We start from the raw sequence: 16,563 nt of genomic DNA, 5'->3' as shown, positions 1-16,563 counted from the left end.
AGTCGGCGCGGCGGGTCAGCTCTAAGCGGACGCCCATTGGCTCAGCGTCATAAAGGAGTCATAGACCACTCCGTAGATGGCGTACACCGTGACCGGCACCATCAGTGCCCATTCCCGCCAGGAACCGGCAGCGCCGATCAGTGGAATGGACATGCTGCCGCTGCTGCGCCAGAGCTTGTTCACCACGGGAACGCCCACCAGGGACCGGGGACGCTTGATCCGCAGCGGCCACAGGATCATGACGCCCTGATGGGTCAGCAGATCCCCCAGGATGTGCACGGCCACGCCAAGTCCGACGGCGACGGGCAGCCAGTCATTGTTTTCCGGTGCGTAGACGGCAATGAAAGCGGACAGGGCCAGCGCCAGCAGCCAGCTGCGGCCGGGTCCGCCCGCGATCTTCAGCGCCTTCAAGGCAAATCCCATGAGCAGGACTGACAGCACGCCGGCCCCGACGGCGACGGACCCGAAGACAGGGACCACCGCGGTGACTTTTCCCAGGGCGGTGGACAGTGCCACAAAGACGGCCAGGCCCAGCAGGGAGTGGGTTCCGCGGCGGTGCCCTCCGCTGATTTGTTCGGTGATGCGGGCCAGGATTTTGGTGATGGGCGGCAGCGAATGGGCGATCGTCCCGCTGTGGTGGTCTAGATCCGGCAGCAGTGCAGCTCCGGCAGTCAGCAGCGCGCCGGTGACCACGCCCAGCGGGGTTACCGGATACCAGCCAAGGGCGTGCGGTGCGGTTGAAGCAACAGCTATCCAGGCTGCGGCGCCTGATGCTGCGTGATGACCACCCATCATGGTGCGTGGGGTCCTTCCCTAGGGCGGTGGAGCACACCGAAAAATTTCGTAACTTCTCATGTTTTCATGCGCCTCTGACACTGCGGACACGACGACGGCGGGGCACCCGCGAAGGTGCCCCGCCGTCGTCGTGTGCTGGTTAGGCCGGCTAGGCCAGCGAAGCCAAACCGAAGGCCGCTGCCGCCAGGGCGAAGCCCATGACACCGATCAGCGTTTCCAGCACGGTCCACGTTTTCAGGGTGGTTTTGACGTCCATGCCCATGAAACGGCCCACCAGCCAGAAACCGGAGTCGTTCACGTGGCTGACCACCACTGAACCGGCGGCGACAGCCACCACCATGGCGGCAATCTGCACCGTGTTGTAGCCCGACTCCAGGACCCCGGGAGCAATCAGGGCCGCCGCAGTGGTCAGTGCAACGGTTGCCGAACCCTGGGCGATGCGCAGGATGGCGGCGATCAGGAAGCCGGCCAGGATCAGGGGCACGCCCAGGTCGCTGAGTACGTCTCCGAGGGCATCGCCGATTCCCGAGGTGCGCAGGACACCGCCGAACATGCCGCCGGCACCGGTGATCAGGATGACCGAACACACCGGGCCCAGGGCGGACTCCAGCACCTTCTCGATGGCTGTCTTGGATTCTCCGCGCCGGGCGCCCAGAACCACAGCAGCCACGAGGAGGGAGATCAGCAGAGCCACCGGTGTTTCACCCAGGGTGCGCAGCAGGGCATACCAGGGCTGCCCGGCGGCCTGTTCGGAAACAACGCCGGCTGAAGAGAGCGTGTTGAGCCCGGTGTTCAGGAAGATGAGGACCAGGGGCAGCAGCAGGACGGCAACTACGGTGCCGAACTTTGGCGGGTTCTTTACGTCGTCTTCATTCATTTCGCCCAGGATGGCCGGAACCGGCAGCACAAAGCGTTTTCCGGTCCACAGGCCAAACAGGTACGACGTGACGTACCAGGTGGGCAGGGCAATGATGAGGCCCAGGATCAGGACCACGCCGATGTTGGCGTCAAAGAACCCGGAAGCGGTGACCGGACCCGGATGCGGCGGAACAAAGACGTGCATGACCGAGAAGGCGCCCGCGGCGGGAAGGCCGTAGCGAAGCACACCTCCGCCGAGCCTCCGGGCTACGGAGAAGACCACCGGCAGCATGACCACGAGGCCGGCGTCAAAGAAGATGGGGAAGCCGAAGATCAGGGATGCAACGCCGAGGGCGAAGGGAGCGCGTTTTTCACCGAAGACCCGGATGAGGGTTTCGGCGAGCACCTTGGCACCGCCGCTGGTTTCCACCAGGCGGCCGAGCATGGCGCCCAGACCCACGAGCAGGGCGACCGTTGCCAGCGTGTTGCCGAAGCTGGTGGTCAGCACGCTAACCACGCTGGCCGTGGGAATGCCGGTGGCGAAAGCGGTCAGCAGGCTGACCAGGATCAGCGAGACAAACGCGTGCAGGCGTAGTTTCAGGATCAGGAACAGCAGCAGCGCAATGGCTCCTGCCGCGATCAGGAGGAGGGGACCCGCACCAAGGGTTTGGGACCAGCCTTCAATTGTCATGGGTTTAGCTCCGTTACTAAATGAGTGACTGAGATGTCTGGCTGCGGCACGGGGTGCCGGAAGAGGGGTTAGTTGGCGGGCAGATGAAGCCGGTTCAGGATTTCATCGGCAAGCTCCGCGGGGGAGTGGAGGATGTCGACGACGATGCCCGGTTCGTCGTCGGCGAGCGGTTCCAGGGTATTGATCTGGGAGGGCAGCAGCGACGGCGGCATGAAGTGGCCGCTTCGGGTCTTCATTCGTTCCCGAAGCACATCTGCGCTGCCGTTGAGGTGGACAAAGTGCACCTGGCCGGCAGCTGCGCCCAGGACATCCCGGTACACCCGCTTCAGCGCGGAACACGTGACGATGGTTGACCGCCCGTTTTCGGCCTGCGTGTCCATCCAGTTCTTGATCGAGTCCAGCCACGGCCACCGGTCATCATCTGTCAGCGGTGTGCCGGAGGACATTTTGGCAATGTTGGCCTCCGGATGGAACTCATCGGCTTCAGCGGCTATCCAGCCCAGGTGCTCTGAGAGCAGCGTGGAGATGGTGGTTTTGCCGGAACCGGACACACCCATGATGACGAGGTGCTGGGGGACGGGGCTCATGTTTCTCCTTGGGACGCCGTTGTCGCGGGAAGCCGTTGAGCCTCCTCCGAAGTGATCTTGCTGCACAAAGGTATCACCATATGCGTGATTGATAACACCATTGCCGCGCTAGGCTTGTCGATTGTAGATTTCGGTCATCACCGATGCGGAAGACGGTCTTTATCAGCCGGGTGCGGACTGCACGTTTGGGAAAGTCAGAGGAACAGCGTGGACAGCAACGGGGCCAGACCGGCAGCAACCGTCATGAACGGAGCCATCATTGACGCCATCGGGGCCGATATCGTGGCCGGTGAGCTGCTTCCCGGGGACCGGCTGACGCTGGAGGGCCTGCAGGAGGAATTCAGTGTTTCCCGCACCGTAGTGCGGGACTGCATGCGCATCCTGGAATCCATGAACCTGGTGTACTCCAAGCGGCGCGTTGGAATTGTGGTGCAGGACCCGTCGCTGTGGAGCGTTTTTGATTCCCGCATTATCCGCTGGCGGCTGGACGGTCCGGGACGCGACAGCCAGTTCAGGACGCTCACCGAGCTGCGGGTGGCGGTGGAACCCATGGCGGCGGCCGGAGCCGCCCGGTATGCCGGGGCCCAGGAGCGCAAGGCGCTGGTGGAACTTGCCGGACGGATGCGGATACTGGGCGAACAGGGCAGTCTCGATGACTTCCTCGCCGCAGATATTGCCTTCCATAAGCTTCTGCTGCGCTCCAGCGGCAATGAAATGTTTGCTTCTCTCGACGAGGTGGTGGCTGCAGTGCTCACAGGGCGCACCAGGCAGGGCAGGATGCCCGATCATCCGCGTGAAGTGGCGCTGCAGGGCCACGAGCGCGTTGCGCAGGCTGTGGCCGAGGGCAACGACGGCGTGGCCATGGAAGAGATGGCCATCCTGATGGAAGAAGTCCGGGCGGCCATGGTTTAGTGCCCGGACACAACTGCGGCCGGCTCCTCCCTAGGGATGAGCCGGCCGCGGAGCCGCGGTGCTAGACCGTTGCCTCGGTGTTGGCGTCCTCCGGGGTGACCACAACTGCCGTGGCCTTGATGTTCTCGGCATCCACCATCCAGGCGTACTGCTCCAGCTTGCTGATGAAGCCGTGCAGCAGATCCGCGGTGGTGGGGTCTTCTTCATCCACCTGATCGTGGACCTTGCGCATGGTGCCCACGGCTGCGTTCAGCATGGCCACGGTCAGGGTCACGGTGTCCTTGGTGTCCACCAGTCCGGCGGGGAACGGAGCCAGCGAGGTGCCCTCGGCCACTGCAATGCTCCGGCCGTCGGGGACGGCCTGCAGGGCGCGCATGCGCTCGGCCAGCTCATCGGCGAACGCGCGGGCGTCCTCGATGATTTCATCGAGCTGCAGGTGAAGGTCGCGGAAGTTCTTGCCCACAACGTTCCAATGCGCCTGCTTGCCCTGCAGATGCAGCTCAATGAGGTCCACCAGGACGGCCTGAAGATTGGTGGTCAGTTCTTTAGATGCCTTCACGTTTCCTCCAATAGTGACGAAATATGTTGACGCAAGACGCCTGCAAGGTGCGGATTTCCGTTTCCGGAGCCGCGGCAAGCGCCAACCTAAGCAACCTTACCTTCTGGTTGAAGTCCGCAGGTCCGTTGGGTAACGTGAGGGGCCCGGAGGCAGAGCAAGGGCTTCCGCCAGGCACGATCCGACTACCGGAGGGACCTTCATGACCACCGTAGAAGAATCCATAGATGTTGCAGTTCCCGTGTCCACCGCTTACAACCAGTGGACACAGTTTGAGTCGTTTCCCCAGTTTATGGGCGGAGTTGTATCCATCACACAGGCTTCGGAAACCCAGAACCACTGGGTGACCAAAATTGGCGGCGTCGAGCGCGTTTTCGACACGGAAATCACCGAACAGCATCCGGACGAGCGGGTGGCCTGGAAGAGTACCGACGGAACATCCCATGCCGGAGTGGTGACCTTCCACCGGCTTGGCGACGCGGAAACCCGCGTGAGCGTGCAGCTGGACTGGGATCCGGAAACCTTTATTGAAAAGGTGGGTTCCGTGGTGGGGGCGGACGACCGTCAGGTCAAGTCAGATCTCAAACGGTTCAAGGAATTCATTGAGAGCAAGGGGAGCGCCACGGGCTCCTGGCGGGGCAATATCGATGCACCGCCGACGGCGGCGGACGCAGCGTCTGCGCCCGCCACCTCCACCTCAGGGCTGGGAGCAGCACCGGAGACGGATCCGGCCACGGATGACCCCGAATCGGGCGGTCCACGGGCGGGAGCCTAGCCCCCACCGCACGGGAGAACCGGCAGGGGCTGGAACGGCAGGTGTGTCAGGCCGTCTCCAGCCCCCGAACGGCCGGTCCTTCCAGGAGCGTTCCGTCCGCCGCAAAACGGGACCCGTGCAGCGGACAGTCCCAGGACGACTCGGCGTCATTCCACGAAAGCACCCCACCCAGATGGGGACAGACCGCCGAGACTTTTGACGTCTCACCGTGAACGGTGCACACGCCCACGGGTTTCACATTGCGCCGGACCACTTTTCCCTGGCCCTCGGGCGGGGCGGACTCGTCCGCTGCGGCCAGCGACGATGCCCAGCCGGCCAGCATTTCCAGGCCGACTTCGGCATTGTCCCGCACCGCGGTCAGGACATCGCGCGGGGAGAGCCGGGGCTGATACCAGTTCCGGTCCGCGCCCCCGTCCTGCACGGGCGCTATCGCCTGGCTCAGGGCCAAGGCTGTAGCCACGGCGTTGGTCATCCCCCACTTGTTGAAACCGGTAGCGGCAAAGATGCTGCCGTCGCCGAAGGGCACCTCTCCCACATACGGCAGGCCGGAAGCCGGCTCATAGTCCTGGGCGGACCAGATATGGGAAGGCCCGGCTACCGGAAAGTACCGTTCCGTCCATTCGGCCAGGTCATCCACCAGTGCCTGGGGATGAGGGTGCCGGCCCACCGCATGTCCGTTTCCGCCCGAAATGAGGTAATCGGTGCCGTCCACGCGGGCGGTGCGCAACGACCTGGAGGGTGTATCCACTGACAGATACATACCCTGCGGAACCTGGCCCTGAACGGGATGGGCCATGGCGTAGGAGCGCAGCGGCAGGAGCCGGGCAAAGTAACCGCCGCGGTCCAAAACGGGTATTCCGGTGGCCAGGACCAAATGGCGCGCAGACACGGAGCCGAAAGAAGTGGCGACGCGGATCCGGTTGTCCGGCGCCGTGCCGGCTCCGGTGACCCGAACACCCTGAATCAGGGTCCCGCCCAAGGAACGGAACTCCGAAGCGAGGGCGCCCAGCGCCTGCAGCGGATGAATTTGGGCCTGGCCGGTCATCTTGAGGGCGCCCGAGACGTCAAAGGGGAGTTCCGTGTCCCGGGTCTGCTGCACGGACAGGCCGGCAGCAGTGGCGGCGGACAGTTCCTTCTCCAGGCTTTGCCGTCCCTTGTCGCTGATCGCATAGGTGTAGGCGGTGCGGAACTCATGGTCCACGCCCCGCTCCCGGCAGAACCCGAGGAGCCAGTCTTGGCCCGCCCGGTTGGCCTGGGCATACTCGCGGACGGCGTCCGCCCCCTGATGGGACAGAATATTGGAAAGCTGAAGGCCCTGCAGCAGGGACACCTTTGCCGTGGTGTTTCCGGAGGTGACGGCCCCGGCCTCCCGCGCTTCCACGACGGCAACCTTCTGGCCGCGCCGGGCAAGGAGCAGCGCCGTGGTGAGCCCGGTCAGCCCGCCGCCCACCACTACCGTTTCATATGCCGCCTCCGGAATAAATGCATCCGTGGCAATGCGCGGAGCAGTGGCGAGCCAGAGAGATTCCATCTGTTACGCCTCCAGCCAGTCGGTGGAGACAATGTGGGAACCGCCCTGCGGTCCCATCTGCAGCATCCCGCCGTCCACGGGCCAGGAGGCGCCGGTTACGTAACTGGCCGCCGGGGAGGCCAGGAAAGCCACCACCGCTGCAATTTCCCGGGCGTCTCCCGGACGGCCCAGGGGGATGCCCGGGCGGGATGCCTGATGCGGATCCTCGTCGGTCTGGTCAGTCATGGGGGTCGCAATCTCTCCGGGCGCCACGGAGTTCACCGTGATGCCGTATTGGCCCAATTCCAGGGCCATGACTTTCATCAGCCCGCCCAGGCCGTGCTTGGAGGCGGTGTAGGCCGCCGAACCTACCCGGGGCTGGGTTTCATGAACGCTGGTGACGGCAATGAGCCGGCCTTCCCTGCCGGCATCGACCATGATTTTGGCGGCGTGCTGGAGGCACACAAATGCTCCGTTGAGATTGGTGTCCAGAGTCTGTTTCCAGGTGGCGAAGTCCAGGTCCAGGAAGGGTTTTCCGTCTCCGGTTCCAGAGTTGTTGACGAAGACATCCAATCCGCCCAGCTCTGCCGCCAGCTGGTCGATGGCCTCTCCGCAGCCGGGGAGGTCGGTGGTGTCCAGACGGGCGGTAAAACTCTTGCGGCCCTGTGCCCGGACCTCCTCCGCGGTGTCCTTGGCCCCTGCCTCATCGGTATGCCACGTGATGCCAACGTCCATTCCGGCTGCAGCCAATGCAACTGCCGTGGCCTTGCCTATGCCGGAGTCAGAGCCGGTAACTATTGCTGTGCGCGGAGTAAAAACCATGGCTGTATTTCCTTTCAGGGTCCCGTCAAACGGTGATGCTAAGTATGCTTCCCATGTTCAGGGGATTGTGCAACAGTTGAAGAACCATTCGCCGCGGGGAATATCTGTCGTGAGTATCAGCGGCCGCAGCCGGTCAGGCAAAGGAGTTTCCAATGTCCTATCCCATCAGCGGCAAGTCCCTTCGCCGCACCAACGCCCAGAGAGCTTCCTTTTATTTCGGTTTCGTCTTTCTCCTGATCGGGGTTCTGGGGTTTGTCCCGGGAATCACGGGGAACTATGAAGCCCTGTATTTTTCCGGCCATACATCCGAAGCGGTCCTGCTCGGCGTCTTCCAGGTTTCCATCCTGCACAACGTCGTTCATCTGCTGTTCGGTTTCCTGGGGCTTCTCATGGCCCGGACCCACAGTGCGGCCAGGACCTACCTCATCGGCGGCGGCATCATTTATCTGCTGCTGTTCATCTTTGGCCTTGTCGTTCCCCATGACTCCACAGGAAACTTTGTTCCCGTCAATACTGCGGACAACTGGCTGCACCTGATCCTGGGCGTCGTCATGGTGGGGCTGGGCCTGCTGTTCGGCACACGTTCAGCGACAACAGGACGCACCTCTCCCGCCTGACCGGCCGGCAGCACGGCGCCGGCCGCAGGCACCGGGTTGTCCGGATGCCGGGCGGAAGGAAAAGGACCGGGATCATCCGGTCCTTTTCCTTTGTCCCCGGGGCCAGTCCCCGGTGGCAGGGCCGCCCTGCAGGAGGGCGGCGCCCGTACGGCGTCCGTGCGCCGGGAATAGGAATCAGGACCGCAGTGCTGGCAAACTGGGGGCAAAGATTTCCAACACGGCACCACGGGCGGGCAGCACCGATCCTGGAGTGAGGACAGGACACGGTGGACAGCACAACTTTTTCCTCCGCGAATCGTGGGTTCGGCGCGCGGGGCGTGCCCGGTCTGCCCGACGTGCACCGGAAAGCGGCGGCCGCAGCGGGCAGCGCCGCAGACTCACTGGCACTCGCGCAGGAACTTTCGCAGGATGCTCCGTTCCCCGGACAGGGGCGGACCGGACAGCTGTGGTCCATTCTGGCCACCGTTGCTGCCGCTGACCTGACTGCCGCCCGATCCGTCGAACCGCATCTGGACGCCCTCGCCATCCTTGAACAGGCCGGAATTGCCGCGTCGCCCGGAAGCTGGGGAGTCTTCGCCGCCGAGGGCCCCGGCATGGCCCTGGACGCCGACCAGTCTGCGGGCAGCTGGAAACTCACCGGCCGAAAGCCCTGGTGTTCGCTGGCGGCTGGTCTTGACCACGCCGTGGTGACCGCTCACACCGGCGACGGCCGCCGTCGTGCCTTTGCCGTAGACCTGCGCCAGCCCGCAGTGGAACCGCTGCCGGGACGCTGGGTCAGCCGCGGGCTGGCGAACGTGGACAGCGGTCCGGTGGATTTCCACGGCGCAGCGGCCAGCCCGGTCGGAGCGGACAACTGGTACCTGGACCGTCCCGGTTTTGCCTGGGGAGGAATGGGGGTTGCCGCCTGCTGGTACGGCGGGGCAGCAGGGGTGGCACGCCGCCTCTACGCTTCCGCCGCTGAACGAAAACCGGACCAGATTGCCCTGATGCTGCTGGGCAAGGCGGACGCCCGGCTCCAGGCCGCCCGCGCGGTTCTGGATTTCGCTGCCGGGGAGGTCGACGCCGGGCGGGCGGAAGGCGTGGACGGAGCGGTATTGGCCCATCGTGTGCGCAGTGTCGTGGCGGATGCCGCCGAAGACATCCTTGCCCTGACGGATCACGGACTGGGACCCGGCCCGCTGGCGCTTGAAGAGGACCACGCCCGCCGCACGGCGGACCTGCGGATTTATCTGCGCCAGCATCATGCTGAGCGGGATTTTGCCGCCCTGGGCCGGGCCTTGCTGCAGGGCGGGGATGCCCCGTGGTGACCTTCAGCCACCTGGACCGGTCCGTGCCGGAAGAAGAATGGATCCGCGTTTTGGGCAGCCGCACTCCCCTGGACCTGGACCGGTTGTTTCCCCAGACGGCTTCGCGGCTGGTGGTCCTGGCCGCGCATCCCGATGACGAGACGCTTGGTGCCGGCGGGCTCATTGCCACCCTCGCTTCCCGCGGCGCTGCCGTCGACGTTGTGGTGGCCACGGCCGGGGAGGCGTCCCATCCTGATTCGCCCACCTTCACCCCGGAGGAACTGGCCCGTGTGCGCCGGAGAGAACTGACCGCTGCCGTGGCGGAACTGGCGCCCGGAGCGGCCGTTCACTTCCTGGATCTGCCCGACGGCGCGCTTGAGGAGCACCGGAGCAAACTCGACGCGGCCCTGGCCGCCGTCGTGGGCACCACCACCGAACACACTGTGCTGGTTGCCCCCTGGCGGACCGATGGGCATACCGACCACGATGCGGCCGGCAGGGCTGCCGCAGGACTCGCCCGGACCCTGGGGCTGCCGCTCCTGGAATATCCGATTTGGCTGTGGCACTGGGGCAAGCCCGAGGATGTCCCGGCGGACCTGATGCTGCTTTCCCTCGGCGATGCTGCACCCGCCAAGGCCCGTGCCATGGCGGCGCATGTGAGCCAGGTGAAGCCCCTGTCACCTGCGCCCGGGGACGAGGCGCTGCTGAGCCCGGGTGTCCTGGCGCATTTTGACCGGGATTTTGAGTCCTTTGTGCTGACCCGGCCGCGTCCGCCCCGGGAGGTGTTCGAGGACCTCTACGGTAGTTCGACGGATCCCTGGGACTTTGAGGACAGCTTCTACGAGCACCGCAAGCGTGCCCTGAGCCTGGCCATGCTTCCGCGCCCCCGGTTCGCGTCCGTGTTTGAACCCGGCTGTTCCATTGGCGTATTCACCCGGGAGCTGGCCGGCCGCGCCGATGCCCTGACCGCAACGGACATCAGCGAGCGGGCACTGGAGCTGGCCCGGACCCGGCTGTCGGGCCTGGACCAGGTGCGCCTGGCGCAGGGGGCCGTGCCCCGCGACTGGCCCGAGGGCTGCTTTGACCTGATAGTGGTGTCGGAGATCGGCTATTTCCTCCAGCACAGCGAGCTGGAGGAACTTGTCCGGCGCACCGAAGCATCGCTCACGGAGGACGGCGTGGTGCTGCTGTGCCACTGGCGTCATCCCAACGAGGGCTGGGAACTGACCGGCGACCAGGTGCATGAAGCCTTCCGGGCACTGCACGGACTGCGGGTGGTTGCCGAACACTGCGAGGAAGATTTCCGGATTGATGTCCTGGCCCGGACGGCAGCACTCTGATTCATGCCTGCGCCTGAACATCTGGCCGTAGTCATTCCGGCCCGCAACGAAGAACAGCTGCTGCCCGCAGCTCTGTCCTCGGTTGCCGCTGCCGCCATGGTCCTTACCGAAGCCTGCGGTGTCCGCGCCGGGATTACCGTGGTGCTGGATTCCTGCACCGACGGAACCGCTGAGGCGGTGGAAGACCTGCAGGCCCGATGGGCGCCCGAGCTGCAGCTGCAGATAGTGGAGGGGGCCTTCGGCACAGTGGGCGCGGCGCGCGCGGCCGGAATCGCTTCCCTGCCGCTGCCTCCCGGGCTTTGGATTTCCACCACTGATGCGGACACAGTGGTCCCCCGGGACTGGCTCCTGGGCCAGTACCGTCTTGCCGCTGCAGGCTACGGCCTGGTTTTGGGCACTGCGGTTCCGGATCCGGAAGATCTGACAGCGGAGGAACTCTCGCGATGGCACAGCCTCCATGCCCTGGAGGAGGGCCATCCCCACGTCCACGGCGCGAACCTGGGTTTCACCGCGGAAGCGTACAACCGGGCCGGGGGCTTTGCGCCGCTGCCTGCCCACGAAGACGTGGACCTGGTCGCCCGGCTGAAGGCGTGCGGGACACCGTGGACCGCCACGGACAACATCCGGGTGACGACGTCCGGACGCCGGGACGGACGGGCGCCTGTTGGCTTTTCCCTGTTCCTGCGCCAGCTGCTCGGCGCCTGATCCAGGCTTCCCTCAACACAACTTCCCGCTGCGGGTTCTGGTCACGGGTGAAAAGGATGGTTAGCGTTGGGGAATGGACGCTACCGACATTCAGCACCGCATCTCAGAACTCGTGGAGAAGGAACAGGCCCTCAGGGACTCCTCAGCCGCGGACCACCCCGAAGACCGCCTGGAGCAGCTGAAACGGGTGGAGGAACAGCTGGACCAGTGCTGGGACCTGCTGCGGCAGCGCCGGGCCCGGATTGATGCCGGCGAAAATCCCGACGACGTGAGCGTCCGGCCGGTGGATGAAGTCGAAGGCTACCGCCAGTAGGCACAGCGGGCCTAGCTGCGGGGGAGGACCTCGCGGGCAAGCGTGGACATGCCCAGGACGCGCCGGAAGGGGCTGTGGCCCCGCACCGCTTCCAGCAGCGCCCACACCAGCAGGGAACCCTTGCTCAGGGTGCCCATGACCTCCTGGTATTTCGGTGTCAGCGCCATCATGGAGGCAGCGCCGAACCCGGCCCAGGCGAGGATGGGCAGGTTGGGGACTTCGGCGATGCAGATGCGTCCGTTGCGGTCCCGGAAAAAATTGGTCAACGCCATGGTCTAGGCACCCTTCCTGGTTTTGGTTGCGGTCTTGCGCGCCGCGGGCTTCTTTTCCGCAGGCTTGTCCTCTTCGCTCCTGGTGCCCGATGACGGCCGTGTTCCGGAGCCGGAGGACTTTGAGCCGCCCGATTTTTTATCGCGGTTCTTTTCCACGCTGCGGCGGAGGGCTTCCATGAGGTCCAGGACCTTCCCGCCCTCCTCTTCGTCTTCAACACCGAACGTCTCGTCGGTATCCACGGCTTCGCCCTTTTCCAGCTTTGCCTCGATCAGCGTTTTCAACTGCTCCTGATAGTCGTCGGTGAACTCTGCCGGGTTGAAATCGGAGCTGAAGGATTCCACGAGAGCCGAGGACATTTCCAGTTCCTTGGCGCTGATGCGCACCTTCTCATCCAGTGAGGGGAAGGCCGCTTCCCGGACTTCGTCCTCCCACAGCAGGGTTTGAAGGGTCATCACATCGCCGCGGACCCGCAGGGCACCCAGCCTGCTCTTCTGCCGCAGCGAAAACTGCACAATGGCCGTGCGGTCGGTGTCCTCCAGGGTACGGCGCAGCAGCACATAGGATTTGGTCGATTTAGAGTCCGGTTCCAGGTAATAGGTCCGGTCAAAAAGAATGGGATCCACCTGATCGCTGGGGACGAATTCAACGACGTCGATTTCACGGCTTTTCTCCACCGGCAGGGATGCCAGATCCTCGTCCGTGAGGACCACGGTCTGCTCGCCGTCGTCGTACGCCTTCGCGATGTCCTTGTACTCCACCACCTCGCCGCAGATTTCGCAGCGGCGCTGATAGCGGATGCGTCCGCCGTCTTTCTCATGAACCTGGTGCAGGCTGACGTCGTGGTCCTCTGTGGCGGCATAGACTTTGACCGGCACATTGACCAGCCCAAAAGCTATGGCTCCCTTCCAGATCGCTCTCATGTAGTCCAGTGAACACTAAATCCGGGTGCTCCGGCCAGAGTGCTGCTAACCGCTCAGGGCCGCCAGTTCTTCGCGGATGGCGGCGTAAACCTCCGGGTTGGAAAAATAAGCGCTGTGTGAGGCCGGAAAAGGTTCCCCCGACACTACTTCCCGGTCTGCAATCCGAGCGCCGCGCCCGGCGAACACCCGCTCTGCGCAAAAGGACAGAAGATCCCGTTCATCCCAGAAGTTCAGCCAGGGCACCGGAATGCTTCCCTGCCCGTCAGGGCCCAGATAGGTGAGTCCGCCGAGCAGGCAGAGCCAGGAACTCTGGGAGCCGGCAGTGACTAGCAGATCCGCCCGAAGACCCTCGGCCTGCCATTCGGGGCTGCTCACCAGATCGACGGCCGCCACTGAACCCAGGCTGTGGCCGAAGAGAATAACCGGGGCATTCCGGTCCACCGTGCCCATTGCTTCAGTGATGGCGGCGCGGGCTTCGGCTCCGCGGCGCAGGTAGAAAACAATGCTGCGGGAAAAATCCGAGGCCGCCGCCATGAGCGGGACCCGGCGGCGCACCGCTACGTCGGTGACCAGGTTCAAGGTCAGGCGCTCCAGGGTGCTGCCCAGCAGGGTCTCCATGGCATCCGGGGAGGGAGTCTTTTCACGTGGAGCAGTGTCTCCGTGCTGCGGATTGGCGGGGGTTTCCGGCGCAGGGCCGGTTCCGGTTCCGGGCGGGGAGACGGGCACGGCGGGGAGATACAGCGGCGGAGCCGAGTGCACATCCAATCCGGCCAGTGCCAGCGCCCGCCCGGTGTCCGGTTCCGGCGGTACGGCAGCCGTTTCCTGCCGGTACCTGGGAGGCAGGGACGGAACCACGCTGATGTCCGGGGTGCCGCCGGCTTCCCAGGCCACATTCAGGACGGTGAAGTGTGAGAGCACCGGGTCCCGGGCCAGCATGGAACGAATCGTTTCCGCGGGCACGGGGTCCGGATCGCCGGTGCCCTGCAGGAAAACCAGGGTTCCGGTGCCGGGGGGATCTGCAGGGGACATGAGGGCCTTCCTGGTGCAATCGGGTGTCGGGCGTCGGGGCTGTCCGCCTCGAGTGCCGCGGCGATGCCGCTTTCCCCGCCGCATTCGGGCGTGAGCTCCGCACTCGGCGGGACGCACGGTCATGATCCCGGCCTCCGGGCGGAGTTGAAGCATGATCAGGGCGCTACTCTCACATCTTTGGCCCCGGACCGCCAGAGCCGAAAGATGGTGAGCGGCGGACCCGGCAAGCGGATAATGGAACCGATGACGAAGGACAGGACTGTGGACAGGGCGGATTCAACCGGCGGGGACGTTCCGGGCGGTCCCGAATTGACAGTGGGCCAAGTGGCCGAGCGCAGCGGCGTGAGCGTTTCCGCCCTGCACTTCTACGAGCGGCAGGGGCTGATTTCCAGCCGGCGCACCGCCGGAAACCAGCGGCGCTTTGACCGCTCGGTGCTCCGCCGCGTGGCCGTGATCCGGGCAGCACAGCACGCGGGAATTCCGCTGGCCACCATCGCCCAGGCCTTTGAGGAACTGCCCAGGGACGGGGTGCCGGACCAGGCCGACTGGCAGCGGCTCTCCGGTGCCTGGCGCCAGGACCTGGACCGCAGGATCCACCAGCTCACGGCCCTGCGGGACCGGCTGGGCGGCTGCATCGGCTGCGGCTGCCTGTCCCTGGCCGACTGCCGTTTCGTGAACCCTGATGATGCCTCCGCGGCCGGCGGCACCGGAGCCAAGGTCCTCGAACCCTGACGGATTTGACCTCAACCAATGTTGAGGTTTTACCGTGGAATGGATTCACCCGGATCTGACAGAGGCGGCAGCCGCCGCAGCACAGGAAGCAGTGCCTTGACTATGACTTTCCCTGCCACAAACGACGTTGTGGAACAGTTCAAGAACGTCTTCCGCGCGCACCCTGCCGGAGTGGCCATCATTACCGCCGCCGGCGGTGACGGCGACGGCGCGCCCGCAGGCCTCACGGCGTCGTCCGTCTCCTCGGTCTCCGCACAGCCGCCCATCCTGGCCTTTTCCCTGGCGTCCGAGATCGGATCCGCAGGCGTGGTGGCGCATGCCGATACTTTGGTGGTCCACCTGCTGGACGCCGGACATGCGGATCTGGCGTCGCGGTTTGCCCGTCCGGGCCGGGAGCGCTTCACGGAGGACCTGCAATGGAGCCGCCTGCCCACCGGCGAGCCGCTGCTCGCCGGCATTCCCCGGGCCCTGCGGTGCCGCATCCTCTCCCGCACCCCGGTGGGCAGCTCGGTGCTGATTGCCGCTTCCGTGCTGGAAATCGTCGGGGACAGCAGCGCGTCCGAGCCGCTGGTTTATCACAACCGCACCTATCACCGCCTCAACGGAGACTCGGCCATCTCATAACACCGGCAGCGCTGGACCTGCTGGCTAGGCTTGGGGCACCGTCCTCCCGCCCGCTCGAAGGATCGCCATGGCCTCCGTTGTCCAGTTCCGCGTCCACCCCGTCAAAGTTCCGCTCCTGCGCCCGTTTACGACGGCGGTGCGCAGCGCGGACACGCTGGAAACGGTCCTGCTGGAGCTGGTTGACGACGGCGGATGCACCGGCTGGGGCGAGGCGCCGATCAGCCGGGTTACCGGAGTCAGCACCGCGCAGGTGCTGGCCGCGGCGGAAGAGATGCTCGCGCCCCTGGTGCTGGGAACAAAAACAGGCGCCTTCCGGGAGACCGCCCGGGACATCGCCGCAAGTGCTGCCCCCGCGGCGGCCCGCATGGCAGCGGACTGTGCGCTGCACGACGTAGCAGCGGCCGCGGCGGGACTGCCCCTGGCACAATTCCTGGTGCGCTCCTATCCGGGCCTCTCCGGCGGAACCGGGCAGCACGTCGGTTCCGGACGCCTGCTCACCGACATGACACTTTCCGTTGATGAGGCACCCGCGCTGGCTGCGGCCGCACGCGGCTATGCGGACACCGGGTTCCGGTGTCTGAAGGTAAAACTCAGTGCCGATGGAGATCCCGTCGGCCGGCTGCTGGCCGTGCGGAACGCCGTCGGCCCCGGCATTGCGCTTCGGGTGGATGCCAACCAGGCGTACACGGCGAAGGAGGCCATTGCGGCGATCCGGGGCATGGAAGCTGCCGGGGTGGGGCTGGAATTGGTGGAGCAGCCCGTACCTGCCGGTGATCTGGCCGCTTTGGCCGAAGTTCGCTCCCGCGTCACCACGCCGATTATGGCGGATGAATCCGTATGGGACCGCTCTGATCTGGATGCCCTGCTGGCCTGCGGCAGCGCAGACCTGGTGAACGTGAAGCTGGCCAAGGCCGGCGGCCTCTATCCGGCCATTGAGCTGGTGCTGCGGGCCAGGGCAGCCGGACTCGGGGTGCTCGTGGGCTGCATGCTGGAGAGCACCGTGGGAATCGGTTCCGCGGCGGCCCTGGCGGCGGCCGCCGGGTTGAACGGCACCTTTCCGGGCAGCAGCGGACAGGATCTTGACGGGGGCCTGTGGCTGCGGGAGCCGGCGGTTACCGGAGGACCGGCTTACGCCGGCGCGGAGATACTCCTGCCCGACCTACCCGGACTGGGAATCCGGGGACTTGCCGCCCAGGTCGCCAGCCGGAGCTGAGGCTG

At 65.4% G+C, this 16,563-nt stretch carries 18 protein-coding genes and 1 pseudogene; 10 read left to right on the top strand and 9 right to left on the bottom strand.

Annotated features, from left to right (window positions below; translation table 11 throughout):
* Nucleotides 1–21 precede the first annotated feature (21 nt).
* From ACIQXM_RS07905 to ACIQXM_RS07895, 3 genes are all read right to left on the bottom strand, one after another.
* Entirely contained in the window at nt 22–795 is a 774-nt protein-coding gene (locus ACIQXM_RS07905) for a metal-dependent hydrolase (RefSeq protein WP_400930094.1), read from the bottom strand.
* A 148-nt stretch (nt 796–943) separates the two neighbouring features.
* A complete protein-coding gene (locus ACIQXM_RS07900) occupies nt 944–2,344 on the bottom strand; it encodes a GntP family permease (RefSeq protein WP_400930091.1) in 1,401 nt (466 codons plus the stop codon).
* Between the two features lie 68 nt (nt 2,345–2,412).
* Entirely contained in the window at nt 2,413–2,931 is a 519-nt protein-coding gene (locus tag ACIQXM_RS07895; RefSeq protein ID WP_400930088.1) for a gluconokinase, read from the bottom strand.
* A 207-nt stretch (nt 2,932–3,138) separates the two neighbouring features.
* On the opposite strand from ACIQXM_RS07895, the gene ACIQXM_RS07890 reads away from it, so the two are divergent.
* Nucleotides 3,139–3,843 carry a FadR/GntR family transcriptional regulator gene (locus ACIQXM_RS07890; RefSeq protein ID WP_400930085.1) on the top strand — a complete coding sequence of 235 codons (705 nt, stop codon included), beginning with the start codon at nt 3,139–3,141 and terminating at the stop codon, nt 3,841–3,843.
* A gap of 61 nt (nt 3,844–3,904) precedes the next feature.
* On the opposite strand, the gene ACIQXM_RS07885 is transcribed toward ACIQXM_RS07890, so the two are convergent.
* Entirely contained in the window at nt 3,905–4,402 is a 498-nt protein-coding gene (locus tag ACIQXM_RS07885) for a Dps family protein (protein ID WP_400930082.1), read from the bottom strand.
* 199 nt (nt 4,403–4,601) lie between these two features.
* On the opposite strand from ACIQXM_RS07885, the pseudogene ACIQXM_RS07880 reads away from it, so the two are divergent.
* A pseudogene (locus ACIQXM_RS07880) lies at nt 4,602–5,051 on the top strand (SRPBCC family protein); the annotation flags it as partial.
* Between the two features lie 169 nt (nt 5,052–5,220).
* On the opposite strand, the gene ACIQXM_RS07875 reads toward ACIQXM_RS07880, so the two are convergent.
* Complete coding sequence (locus ACIQXM_RS07875) at nt 5,221–6,705, bottom strand: FAD-dependent oxidoreductase (protein WP_400930079.1); 1,485 nt, start codon at nt 6,703–6,705, stop codon at nt 5,221–5,223.
* Between the two features lie 3 nt (nt 6,706–6,708).
* Nucleotides 6,709–7,506, bottom strand: a complete 798-nt coding sequence (locus ACIQXM_RS07870) for an SDR family oxidoreductase (protein ID WP_400930077.1) — start codon at nt 7,504–7,506, stop codon at nt 6,709–6,711.
* 152 nt (nt 7,507–7,658) lie between these two features.
* Between ACIQXM_RS07870 and ACIQXM_RS07865 the strand changes: the two genes are divergently transcribed.
* The 5 genes from ACIQXM_RS07865 (at nt 7,659) to ACIQXM_RS07845 (ending at nt 11,767) form a co-directional block, all read left to right on the top strand.
* Nucleotides 7,659–8,123: a DUF4383 domain-containing protein gene (locus ACIQXM_RS07865; RefSeq protein WP_400930074.1), complete on the top strand. Its 465-nt coding sequence runs from the start codon at nt 7,659–7,661 to the stop codon at nt 8,121–8,123.
* A 266-nt stretch (nt 8,124–8,389) separates the two neighbouring features.
* Nucleotides 8,390–9,430 (top strand): acyl-CoA dehydrogenase, encoded by a 1,041-nt coding sequence (locus ACIQXM_RS07860; protein ID WP_400930071.1) that lies wholly within the window; start codon nt 8,390–8,392, stop codon nt 9,428–9,430.
* Nucleotides 9,427–10,749: a PIG-L family deacetylase gene (locus ACIQXM_RS07855; RefSeq protein ID WP_400930068.1), complete on the top strand. Its 1,323-nt coding sequence runs from the start codon at nt 9,427–9,429 to the stop codon at nt 10,747–10,749. Before ACIQXM_RS07860 ends, ACIQXM_RS07855 begins: the two co-directional genes overlap by 4 nt.
* Before the next feature lie 3 nt (nt 10,750–10,752).
* Nucleotides 10,753–11,454, top strand: coding sequence for a glycosyltransferase (locus tag ACIQXM_RS07850; protein WP_400930065.1), 702 nt, complete (start codon nt 10,753–10,755; stop codon nt 11,452–11,454).
* 73 nt (nt 11,455–11,527) lie between these two features.
* Complete coding sequence (locus tag ACIQXM_RS07845; RefSeq protein ID WP_400930063.1) at nt 11,528–11,767, top strand: DUF2630 family protein; 240 nt, start codon at nt 11,528–11,530, stop codon at nt 11,765–11,767.
* Between the two features lie 11 nt (nt 11,768–11,778).
* On the opposite strand, the gene ACIQXM_RS07840 is transcribed toward ACIQXM_RS07845, so the two are convergent.
* Genes ACIQXM_RS07840 through ACIQXM_RS07830 form a run of 3 tightly spaced genes read right to left on the bottom strand, consistent with a single transcriptional unit; the run spans nt 11,779 to nt 13,989 of the window.
* Nucleotides 11,779–12,039 (bottom strand): hypothetical protein, encoded by a 261-nt coding sequence (locus ACIQXM_RS07840; protein WP_400930060.1) that lies wholly within the window; start codon nt 12,037–12,039, stop codon nt 11,779–11,781.
* A 3-nt stretch (nt 12,040–12,042) separates the two neighbouring features.
* Nucleotides 12,043–12,960: a Ku protein gene (locus ACIQXM_RS07835; RefSeq protein ID WP_400930057.1), complete on the bottom strand. Its 918-nt coding sequence runs from the start codon at nt 12,958–12,960 to the stop codon at nt 12,043–12,045.
* Nucleotides 12,961–13,005: 45 nt separating this feature from the next.
* Nucleotides 13,006–13,989: a hypothetical protein gene (locus ACIQXM_RS07830; RefSeq protein ID WP_400930054.1), complete on the bottom strand. Its 984-nt coding sequence runs from the start codon at nt 13,987–13,989 to the stop codon at nt 13,006–13,008.
* Nucleotides 13,990–14,232: 243 nt separating this feature from the next.
* Here ACIQXM_RS07830 and soxR point away from each other — a divergent pair, with 243 nt between their 5' ends.
* From soxR to ACIQXM_RS07815, 3 genes are all read left to right on the top strand, one after another.
* On the top strand, nt 14,233–14,721 hold the full coding sequence (soxR, locus tag ACIQXM_RS07825) for a redox-sensitive transcriptional activator SoxR (protein ID WP_400930052.1): 489 nt from the start codon (nt 14,233–14,235) through the stop codon (nt 14,719–14,721).
* A 102-nt stretch (nt 14,722–14,823) separates the two neighbouring features.
* The gene (locus ACIQXM_RS07820) at nt 14,824–15,345 is read left to right on the top strand and encodes a flavin reductase family protein (protein ID WP_400930920.1); all 522 of its coding nucleotides are present in this window, start codon (nt 14,824–14,826) and stop codon (nt 15,343–15,345) included.
* Between the two features lie 67 nt (nt 15,346–15,412).
* Nucleotides 15,413–16,558 carry a mandelate racemase/muconate lactonizing enzyme family protein gene (locus tag ACIQXM_RS07815; RefSeq protein ID WP_400930049.1) on the top strand — a complete coding sequence of 382 codons (1,146 nt, stop codon included), beginning with the start codon at nt 15,413–15,415 and terminating at the stop codon, nt 16,556–16,558.
* Nucleotides 16,559–16,563: the final 5 nt, after the last annotated feature.

Origin of the sequence: Arthrobacter sp. NPDC097144 (assembly GCF_044762205.1) — a bacterium.
Taxonomy (GTDB): Bacteria; Actinomycetota; Actinomycetes; order Actinomycetales; family Micrococcaceae; genus Arthrobacter_B.
The sequence above is the reverse complement of the archived record's forward strand: the minus strand, read 5'-3'. Positions and strand labels throughout refer to the sequence as shown.